The organism is Pseudomonas synxantha BG33R, from assembly GCF_000263715.2.
Classification (GTDB): Bacteria; Pseudomonadota; Gammaproteobacteria; order Pseudomonadales; family Pseudomonadaceae; genus Aquipseudomonas; species Aquipseudomonas synxantha_A.
Window position 1 is genome coordinate 3910157 of sequence record NZ_CM001514.1, and the last position, 10878, is coordinate 3921034.

Here is a 10878-nt window from a genome sequence, read left to right on the forward strand (position 1 = left end):
CTTCCTTCACCTGGCTGAAAGGTGCGTGTTAGGTGGGTCGGGCAAGACTGCCGGGGTTTGCAATCCTGCTCTTCTCGGAGACTCACGCATGCTCGGGCTGGTAAAGACCGCACTGCAAAAGCCGTACACGTTTATCGTGTTGGCTATATTCATCTGCATCATCGGGCCCATGGCGGCCCTGCGTACGCCCACCGATGTGTTTCCCGATATCGGCATACCCGTGGTCGCGGTGGTCTGGCAGTACAACGGCCTGTCCCCGGACGCCATGGCCGGCCGGGTGATATACACCTATGAACGCTCCTTGAGCACCACCGTCAACGATATCGAACATATCGAATCGCAATCATTGCCCGGCATGGGCATCGTCAAGATCTTCTTCCAGCCCGGCGTCGATATCCGCACCGCCAACGCCCAGGTCACGGCGGTGTCGCAAACCGTGCTCAAGCAGATGCCACCTGGCATCACACCGCCGCTGATCCTCAACTACAGCGCCTCCACGGTGCCGATCCTGCAGATGGCCTTCTCCAGCCCGAGCCTTTCGGAAGCCAGGATCCGCGACCTGGTGCAGAACAATATCCGTCTGCCCCTGAGCGCCCTGCCCGGCCTGGCCATGCCCACGCCGATGGGCGGCAAGCAGCGTCAGATCACCCTCGACCTCGACCCCCAGGCCCTGGCTGCCAAGGGCTTGTCGGCCCAGGACGTCGGCAATGCCCTGGCCTTGCAGAACCAGATCATCCCGGTGGGCACCGCCAAGCTGGGTTCCAACGAATACACGATCCTGCTCAACAACAGCCCCAAGGCCATCGATGAACTCAATGACCTGCCGATCAAGACAGTCGACGGCGCAATCATCACCATCGGCCAAGTCGCCCATGTGCGCGACGGTTCGCCGCCGCAAACCAACATCGTGCGCGTTGACGGCCATCGCGCGGTGCTGATGCCGGCGTTGAAGAACGGCAGCATCTCTACCCTGTCGATCATCGATGGCATCCGCCAGATGCTGCCACGCATCAACGAAACCCTGCCGCCTTCACTGAAAACCTCGCTGCTGGGTGATGCCTCGGTGTTCGTCAAGCAATCGGTGGGCAGCGTAGCCCAGGAAGGCATCATCGCCGCGCTGCTCACCAGTGCGATGATCCTGTTGTTTCTCGGCAGTTGGCGCTCGACCTTGATCATCGCCGCATCGATTCCGCTGGCAGTGCTCTCGGCCATCGCGCTGCTGGCGGTCAGCGGGCAAACCCTCAACGTGATGACTCTCGGCGGGCTGGCGTTGGCGGTGGGGATTCTGGTGGACGACGCCACAGTGACCATCGAAAACATCAACTGGCACCTGGAACAAGGCAAGGCGGTGAACACTGCGATCCTCGACGGTGCCGCGCAAATCGTCGGCCCGGCGTTTGTCTCGCTGCTGTGCATCTGCATCGTGTTTGTGCCGATGTTTTTGCTGCAAGGCATCGCCGGTTATCTGTTCCGGCCAATGGCGCTGGCGGTGATCTTTGCCATGGCCAGTTCGTTCATTCTCTCGCGCACCCTGGTGCCGACGCTGGCGATGTTCCTGCTCAAGCCGCATACGCCGGAGCAAGGCGTGGGGCATCATCCCGAAGATCAATTCATCAACCATCATGAGGGTGAGCAACACGCGAAACCGCGCAATGCGCTGCTGCAATCGGTGCTGAATTTCCAACAGGGCTTTGAGCGTCACTTCTCCAATATCCGAGACACTTACCATGGCTTGCTGACGTTGGCGCTGGGGGCGCGCAAGCGCTTCATTGTCGGCTTCCTGGCCTGCGTAATCGCCTCATTCGCGTTGCTGCCAAGCCTGGGCCAGGACTTTTTCCCGGCCACCGATGCCGGTGCCCTCGCGCTGCATGTGCGCTTGCCGCTGGGCACGCGAATCGAGGAAAGCGCCGCTGCGTTCGATCGCATCGAAGCACGCATTCGCGAGGTCATCCCCGCCGACGAACTCGACACTATCGTCGACAATATCGGCATCCCGCTCAGCGGTATCGACATGGCCTACAGCAGCAGCGGCACCATCGGCCCTCAGGATGGCGATATCCAGGTCACCCTGAATAAGCACCACGCACCCACCGCCGACTACGTGAAAAAACTGCGTGAAGCCTTGCCGCAAAGTTTCCCCGGCAGCCACTTTGCGTTCCTGCCGGCAGACATCAGCAGCCAGATTCTCAACTTCGGCGCGCCGGCCCCTCTGGATGTGAAAATCTCCGGGCGCAGCGATGCAGAAAACCGCGCTTACGCCGTAGAACTCGAACGTCGCTTGCAACACGTACCAGGCATTGCCGACCTGCGTATCCAGCAGTCCACCGGTTACCCCTCCTTGCAGGTCGATGTCGACCGCCTGCGCGCCAACGGTTTGGGCATTACCGAAAAAGACGTCACCAACAGCATGGTCGCCTCCCTGGCCGGCAGCTCCCAGGTGGCACCGACCTTCTGGCTCAACCCGGCCAATGGCGTGTCCTATTCCATCGTCGCCGCCACCCCGCAGTACCGTCTCGACAGCCTGCCATCACTGGAGGCCCTACCGGTGACCGGTGCCGATGGCCAATCGCAAATCCTCGGGGGCGTGGCGACCATCTCCCGCGTACAAAGCCCGGCGGTGGTCACCCACTACAACATCGAACCGACCCTGGACCTGTATGCCAACGTACAAGGTCGCGACCTGGGCGGCGTGGCCCGTGATGTGCAAAAAGTGCTGGACGACACTGCATCCATGCGTCCCAAAGGCGCGACCATCAGCCTGCACGGGCAAATCGATGCGCTGCATGAGGCGTTCAGTGGTTTGAGCTTCGGACTGCTCGGCGCAGTGGTGCTGATCTACTTGCTGATCGTGGTCAACTTCCAGTCCTGGGCCGACCCCTTTGTGATCATCACGGCGTTACCGGCCGCACTGGCGGGGATCGTGTGGATGCTGTTCCTCAGCGGCACCTCGTTATCGGTCCCGGCGCTCACCGGCGCCATCCTGTGCATGGGCGTGGCCACCGCCAACTCGATCCTGGTGGTGAGCTTCTGCCGTGAACGCCTGGCCGAACATGGCGACGCGTTGAAAGCCGCCATGGAAGCCGGTTACACGCGCTTTCGCCCAGTGTGCATGACCGCCCTGGCAATGATCATCGGCATGTTGCCCCTGGCGCTGTCCGAGGAGCAAAACGCGCCGCTGGGTCGCGCCGTTATCGGCGGTTTGATCTTCGCCACCATCGCCACTCTGTTGTTTGTACCCGTGGTCTTCAGCCTGGTCCACGGCCGTCACCCTACTCGCGCAATTGCTGGAGAAACGCCCCATGTCGTCTGATCACAAACCCTCGCGCAAGCGTCTGATGCTGATGGGTGTCGGCGGCCTGACCCTCGCTGCCCTGCTGGTCGCCAGCGGCTTGCACGCCCGCACGCTGCACGAGCGATCTGTCGCTGCCTGGACCGAAACGGCGGCCATTCCCCAAGTGATGGTGTTGCAACCCCAACAGAACACTGCCGGCGATACGCTGCGCTTGCCGGCGCACCTGGAAGCCTGGAGCACAGCGCCGATCCATGCGCGGGTCAGCGGCTATCTGAAAGACTGGAAAGTGGATATGGGCACGCAGGTCAAGGCCGGGCAAATCCTCGCCGAAATCGACAGCCCTGACCTCGACCAGCAACTGGCGCAGACTCACGCACGGCTGATTCAGGAACAGGCCAATGCACGTCTGGCAGCCACCACTGCCACGCGCTGGCAACACCTGTTGGCGAGCCATTCAGTGTCGCGTCAGGAAGCCGATGAAAAAACCTCGAACGCCGCCGCGACCACAGCCAATGCCGAGGCTGCCGCAGCGGACTACGCTCGCTTGTCAGCATTGGAGGGCTACAAAACCCTGCGTGCGCCATTCGCTGGCACCATCACTGCGCGGCATACCGATATCGGTCAGTTGATCAAAGCCGATACCGACAGCGATCTAGCGCTGTTCACCCTGGCCGACACTCACCAACTGCGCCTGTATGTGCCGGTGCCGCAGAACTACGCGGCAGTGATCCATCCGGGCCTGGAAGCCGAGTTGACGGTGCCTGAGCACCCAGGCGAACACTTCAAGGCGCGCCTGATCGGTGACTCCACCGCCATCGACCGCCGCTCCGGCACCCTGCTCGCCCAGTTCGTCGTCGACAACCCCAGCGGTGAATTGCTACCGGGCGACTACGCCGAAGCCAGCCTGCCGATTCCGGCCGATACTCACGGCGTGAGCATCCCGGCCAGCGCCTTGATCTTCCGCGCCCAGGGTACGCAAGTGGCGGTGTTGGATGGGCAGAATCATGTGCACCTGCAAGACATCCACATCGGTCTGGACCTGGGCGAGCGCCTGGTGATCGACCAGGGTTTGAAAGCCACCGACCACATCATCGACAACCCGCCCGATGCCTTGCGCGAAGGCGACCCGGTGCAACTGGCCGACGCCGCCGGAGGTGCCCATGCGCCCAAGGCTTAAACCGCTCGCGGCGTTGATACTGCTGGCGTTGCAGGGTTGCTCAATGGCACCGACCTATACCGCGCCGTCGATTGACCTGCCCGCCCACTACCGCGAACAGACCAGCGACGGCCCATGGCACAGCGCGCAACCGTCCGATCAGTTGGTGACCCAGTGGTGGCAACTCTATAACGATCCAACGTTGAACAAGCTGCAGCAGCAATTGCTCAACAGCAACCCGGACCTGGCTGCGGCACTGGCGCACTTCGATGCCTCCCAGGCGTATGCCAGCCAGTTGCACGCCGGGCTGTTCCCGCAAATCAGCGCCAGCGCACAGCCGCAGCGCCAACGGCAATCGGACGCGAGACCGTTGCGCGGCACAACGCAGCCGTCGGTGTACAACAGCAACATTGCCGGGTTTTCGTTGAGCTACGACCTGGACCTGTGGGGCAAGATCCGCAATCAGGTCGCGGCCGGTGACGCTCAGGCGCAAGCGTCAGGCGATGACTTGGCGGTGGCGCGCCTGAGCCTGCAACGGCAGTTGACGACGTTATATGTGCAACTCAATGGCCTGGATGCACAGAGCCGAATACTCGACAGCTCGCTGGAGGATTTCAGCCAGGCGCTGCAACTGACGCGCAGTCGCTACGAAGGCCAGATTGCCTCGGAACTGGACCTGACCCGCGCGCAAAATCAACTGGCCGAGGCCAAGGCGCAGCGGGATGAGGTGCGTGGGCAACGCAACCTGACCGAGCATGCAATCGGCGAGTTGGTGGGCGTGGCGGCCAGTGACTTTTCATTGCCGCCCAGCCCGCAGTTGATGGCCTTGCCAAGGATTCCATCGCAGTTGCCAAGCCACTTGCTGCAACGTCGCCCGGACATCGCCGCGGCTGAACGCCGGGTGTTTGCGGCCAACGCAAATATCGGCGTAGCCAAGGCGGCGTGGTATCCGGATTTCAGCCTGACCGGGTTGATAGGCGGGCAGACGCAAGGCGTCGGTAATCTGCTGTCAGCTGGCAATCGCTATTGGGCGTTGGGGCCGCTGGTGAACCTGCCGATCTTTGATGGCGGGCGGTTGAGTGCCAATGAACGCCAGGCCAAGGCCGAGTTTGAAGAGGCGTCGGCGCAATACCGTAGCCATGTGTTGCAAGCCGTACGAGAGGTAGAGGACAACCTGGGGCAACTGAGGGACTTGCAGCAGCAAGCCCAGGATGAACAGGCGGCGGCGCAGGCGGCGCAACATACCCAGGCGTTGGCGATGAACAGCTATCAGGCGGGGGCGGTGAGTTATCTGGATGTGGTCACCGCACAAACGGCGGCGCTACAGGCGCAGCGCACATTGCAGGCCGTACAGACGCGGCAGCTGGTGGCAAGTGTGGGGCTTTTGACCGCCCTCGGCGGTGGCTGGCAACCTGGCGCCTGACGTCAATACCGCAATCGGGAGCAAGCCCCCTCCCACATTTTCAACCGCTGGCGATGGCGGCCGAGGCTGCCACCATGGCGCGCAACAACACCGCACACCCCGCCGCCAGATCATCCGGCGCGGCATTTTCGATTTCGTTATGGCTGATGCCACCTTCACACGGCACGAAGATCATCCCCGCCGGGCCAAGCTCGGCGACGAAGATTGCGTCGTGCCCTGCCCCGCTGACAATGTCCATATTCGACAGCCCCAAGCCATTGGCCGCATCGCGCACGGCATCGACGCAACCTTTGTCGAAGTACAGCGGCGGGAAGTCGGCGGTGGGTTCCATCTCGTAACTCAGCCCGTGTTTGGCACAGGTGTCTTCAATCACCTGGCGCACCTGGGCAATCATCGAGTCCAGTCGTGCTGGCTCTAAATGACGGAAATCCAGGGTCATGCGTACCTCCCCCGGAATCACGTTGCGCGACCCTGGATACGCTTGCAGGCAACCCACCGTGCCACAGGCGTGCGGCTGATGCTCCAGCGCCGCCGCATTCACCGCCGCCACCACCACCGCCGCGCCCACCAGGGCATCCTTGCGCAGGTGCATCGGCGTCGGGCCGGCGTGGGCTTCGACACCGCGCAGTTTGAGGTCGAACCACTTTTGCCCGAGGGCGCCGAGTACCACGCCGATGATTTTCTTTTCATCCTCAAGAATCGGCCCTTGCTCGATGTGCGCCTCGAAATAGGCGCCAACCTTATGCCCGCTCTCGGGGCGCGTCCCGGCATAGCCGATGGCATTCAACGCATCGCCGACGCTGACGCCGTCCGCATCGACCTTGGCCAGGGTATCGGCCAGGCTGAATTTTTCGGCGAACACGCCGGAGCCCATCATGCAGGGTGGAAACCGCGAACCTTCCTCGTTGGTCCACACCACCACTTCCAACGGCGCCTCGGTTTCAATCTTGAGATCGTTAAGGGTGCGCAACACTTCCACCCCCGCCAGTACACCGAAGCAACCGTCGAACTTGCCGCCGGTAGGCTGGGTATCGATATGGCTGCCGGTCATCACCGGCGGCAGGTCCGCGTTGCGCCCTGGACGGCGGGCGAAGATATTGCCGATACCGTCGATGCTCACGGTACAGCCGGCCTCTTCGCACCACTGCACGAAGAGATCGCGGGCCTTGCGGTCAAGGTCGGTAAGGGCCAGGCGACACACCCCGCCCTTGGGGGTGGCGCCGAGCCTGGCCAGGTCCATCAGCGACTGCCACAGGCGGTCGCGGTTGATGTGCTGATGGGTCGATTGCAGAACGTCGAGGGCAGCGTTCATGGGGATCTCCTCAGGCTGTATTTCTTATGATTGGAACAGGTGGCACGCGATCCAATGTGAGAGGGGACTTGCTCCCGACAGCAGTGGCCGAGTCGATATATGCATGACTGATACACCGCCATCGGGGGCAAGCCCCTCCCACATTGACCGCGTTCACAAGGATGATTTGGCTACGGCCGGGTTGATACCGCGCTTGGCATTGAGCCCGTAATACAACACCCCGCCCAACGCCGAACCGGTAAACCAGCCATAGCTGTAAAACCAACTGAACGCATCGCTGCCCAGCGACAACAGGGTCAGCACCACCGGCACGCCAAAGGCGATGAAACCACTCCAGTTCCACGCCGGGTACACGTCATCACGGTAAAGTCCTGCCAGGTCCAGTTGCTGTTTGCGGGTGATGAAGTAGTCCACCACCATGATCCCGGCAATCGGGCCCAGCAGGCTCGAATAGCCGAGCAACCAATTGGAGTAGACGGTCTCCAGGCTGACATCGGAAACGATCAACCCAAGCTTTTTCAGCAGCTCATGGGCCATCAGCGCCAGCCCTACCAGCCCGGTCAGGATCACCGCGGTGGTACGGTTGATCAGCTTGGGCGCGATGTTCTGGAAGTCGTTGGTGGGCGAAACGATGTTCGCCGCGGTGTTGGTGGACAAGGTGGCGACGATGATCAGCGCCATCGCCACTGCCACCCACACCGGGCTCTGGATATGGCCGATCAGGGTCACTGGGTCGGAGACGCTGACGCCCACCAGTTTGACCGAGGCGGCGGTCATGATCACGCCGAGGGCGGCGAACAGGAACATGGTCAGCGGCAGGCCGAAGATCTGCCCGAGAATCTGGTCTTTCTGGCTCTTGGCGTAGCGGCTGAAGTCGGGAATGTTCAGCGACAAGGTGGCCCAGAAGCCTACCATCGCGGTCAGACCCGCCATGAAATAGCCGGTGAGGCTTGCGCCTTCAGGGCGTTTGGGTGGGATCGCCATCAGCTCGCTGAGGGACACATTCGGCATCGCCCACACCAGCAGGCCGATACCTACCGCCACCAACAACGGCGCCGACAGGGTTTCCAGGCGCTTGATCGACTCGGCACCGCGCAACACCACCCACAGGTTCAGGCACCAGAAAATCATGAAGCCAATCACTTCACCAGTACCACCCAGCGACTTCCAACCCTCGAAAATCGAACCGAGAAACAGGTGAATCGCCAACCCGCCAAACATCGTCTGGATACCAAACCAGCCGCAGGCCACCAACGCGCGAATCAGGCACGGCACGTTGGAACCGAGAATGCCGAATGACGAGCGCAACAGCACCGGAAACGGGATGCCGTACTTGGTGCCGGGAAACGCGTTGAGCGTCAGCGGGATCAACACCACGATATTGGCCAGCAGGATCGCTATCAGCGCCTCGCCCACCGACAAGCCGAAATACGCGGTGAGTACCCCGCCCAGGGTGTAGGTCGGCACGCAAATCGACATGCCGACCCACAATGCGGTGATGTGCCATTTGTTCCAGGTGCGCTCATGCACCTTGGTGGGTGCCATGTCATGGTTGTAGCGAGGGCTGTCGAGGACGTCGGGGCCGGCGTCGAGTTCGTACAGGCCGTTGCGCTCGATGACTTGCGATCTGTTCTGTTGCATGGCCGCTCCACGGTTTTTTTTAAATTATTTTTGCTCACCTGCACGCTGTGTACAGGAGGCCGGAGTACCGCATAAACAACATGACATCTCGGGCCCCGACCAATTGCCTTTGCACTCAATTACCGTGCCGACAACGGCTGCTGAACCCGCACCACTTATATAACGTACTGATGTTTATCAGCTTTCCGAGTGAGCCTGGGTTACTTGCCGCGCTATTGGGGCCAGCCATTGCGCAAGTTGCCAGAACCGTCAGGTCTCAATCTGGTGCAACACAATTATTTTTATTTTTCAGTGCCGTCAAGAGGCATATCTCAAGCGTCTGATTTGCAATAAGAAATGTTGCTCAAAAACAGAAGCTGTCAAGTGCGTCAAAATGGTGAGCGATCGCTACATTTTGGTGATTTTGTTATTTTTATCTTTTAATTCAGTAACTTAATTTAATTATAAGCTTAAGAAAAATCTTCTTGCCCAATCGAAAAACTCGGGCTAGTTTCTATTCCTGTCACCGATGACAGGAATTAACCCTCCATCGACCGGCAGTATTACAACACTTAGAACTGGCATAAGCCGGTCAAGCCTGTGAGGAACTCGACATGTCGCTGTTGATCCGTGGCGCAACCGTTATTACCCATGATGAAAGTTACCGCGCCGATGTGTTATGCGCAGGCGGTCTAATTCGGGCCATTGGCACCGATCTGGATATTCCCGCCGGCACTGAAATACTCGATGGCAGCGGCCAATACTTGATGCCGGGCGGCATCGATCCCCACACCCATATGCAACTGCCCTTCATGGGCACCGTGGCCAGCGAAGACTTTTTCAGTGGTACGGCCGCGGGCCTGGCCGGTGGTACCACGTCGATCATCGACTTTGTGATTCCCAACCCGCAGCAATCCTTGATGGAAGCCTTCCACCAGTGGCGCGGCTGGGCAGAAAAGTCCGCATCCGACTATGGCTTCCATGTAGCGATCACCTGGTGGAGCGAGCAGGTACGCGAGGAAATGGCCGAACTGGTCAGCCATCACGGCATCAACAGCTTCAAGCATTTCATGGCTTACAAGAACGCAATCATGGCTGCCGACGATACCTTGGTAGCCAGCTTCGAACGCTGCCTGGAGCTGGGCGCGGTGCCTACCGTTCATGCGGAAAACGGCGAGCTGGTGTATCACCTGCAACGCAAGCTGATGGCCCAGGGCATCACCGGACCGGAAGCCCATCCGCTGTCGCGCCCGTCCCAGGTGGAAGGCGAAGCGGCCAGCCGCGCAATACGAATTGCCGAGACCATCGGCACGCCGCTGTACCTGGTGCATGTGTCGACCAAAGAGGCGCTGGATGAAATCACCTACGCTCGGGGCAAGGGCCAGGCGGTGTACGGTGAAGTACTCGCCGGCCACTTGCTGCTGGACGACAGCGTCTACCAGCACCCGGATTGGCAGACCGCCGCCGGCTATGTCATGAGCCCGCCGTTCCGTCCGCGCGGGCATCAGGAGGCCCTGTGGCACGGCCTGCAATCGGGCAACCTGCACACCACCGCGACTGACCACTGCTGCTTCTGCGCCGAGCAAAAAGCCGCCGGGCGTGACGACTTCAGCAAGATCCCCAACGGCACCGCCGGTATCGAAGACCGCATGGCGCTGCTGTGGCACGAAGGCGTCAACACGGGGCGCCTGTCGATGCAGGCGTTCGTTGCGCTGACCTCCACCAACACGGCGAAAATCTTCAACCTCTACCCCCGTAAAGGCGCGATTCGCGTCGGTGCGGATGCCGACCTGGTGCTCTGGGACCCTGAAGGCACACGAACCATTTCGGCCAAGACTCACCACCAGCAGGTCGACTTCAACATCTTCGAAGGCAAGACCGTGCGCGGCGTGCCGAGCCACACCATCAGCCAGGGCAAGCTGGTCTGGGCCGATGGCGACCTGCGCGCCGAGCGAGGGGCCGGACGGTATGTGGAGCGGCCGGCGTATCCGTCGGTGTTCGAGCAGCTGAGCAAGCGGGCAGCGCTTTCCAAACCAGTGGCTGTGAACCGCTGAACCCGCGATCGGGGGCAGCAC

General features: G+C 61.0%; 6 protein-coding genes. 4 read left to right on the top strand and 2 right to left on the bottom strand.

The annotated features are described in order from the left end of the window. Positions 1-88 precede the first annotated feature (88 nt). From PSEBG33_RS10495 to PSEBG33_RS10485, 3 genes are read left to right on the top strand one after another with little or no spacing between them, the layout of a single operon-like run. Entirely contained in the window at positions 89-3310 is a 3222-nt protein-coding gene (locus PSEBG33_RS10495; protein ID WP_005789308.1) for an efflux RND transporter permease subunit, read from the top strand. Further along, entirely contained in the window at positions 3300-4469 is a 1170-nt protein-coding gene (locus PSEBG33_RS10490) for an efflux RND transporter periplasmic adaptor subunit (RefSeq protein WP_005789309.1), read from the top strand. The genes PSEBG33_RS10495 and PSEBG33_RS10490 overlap by 11 nt, the downstream gene beginning before the upstream one ends. Further along, positions 4453-5871: an efflux transporter outer membrane subunit gene (locus PSEBG33_RS10485; RefSeq protein ID WP_005789310.1), complete on the top strand. Its 1419-nt coding sequence runs from the start codon at positions 4453-4455 to the stop codon at positions 5869-5871. Before PSEBG33_RS10490 ends, PSEBG33_RS10485 begins: the two co-directional genes overlap by 17 nt. Positions 5872-5911: 40 nt before the next feature. Here PSEBG33_RS10485 and PSEBG33_RS10480 read toward each other — a convergent pair whose 3' ends face one another. Both PSEBG33_RS10480 and PSEBG33_RS10475 read right to left on the bottom strand, forming a co-directional pair. Beyond that, the gene (locus PSEBG33_RS10480) at positions 5912-7183 is read right to left on the bottom strand and encodes a Zn-dependent hydrolase (protein WP_005789312.1); all 1272 of its coding nucleotides are present in this window, start codon (positions 7181-7183) and stop codon (positions 5912-5914) included. 153 nt (positions 7184-7336) lie between these two features. After that, positions 7337-8824: an NCS1 family nucleobase:cation symporter-1 gene (locus PSEBG33_RS10475; RefSeq protein ID WP_005789314.1), complete on the bottom strand. Its 1488-nt coding sequence runs from the start codon at positions 8822-8824 to the stop codon at positions 7337-7339. 593 nt (positions 8825-9417) lie between these two features. Here PSEBG33_RS10475 and hydA point away from each other — a divergent pair. After that, positions 9418-10857 carry a dihydropyrimidinase gene (gene hydA, locus PSEBG33_RS10470; RefSeq protein ID WP_005789316.1) on the top strand — a complete coding sequence of 480 codons (1440 nt, stop codon included), beginning with the start codon at positions 9418-9420 and terminating at the stop codon, positions 10855-10857. Positions 10858-10878 lie beyond the last annotated feature (21 nt).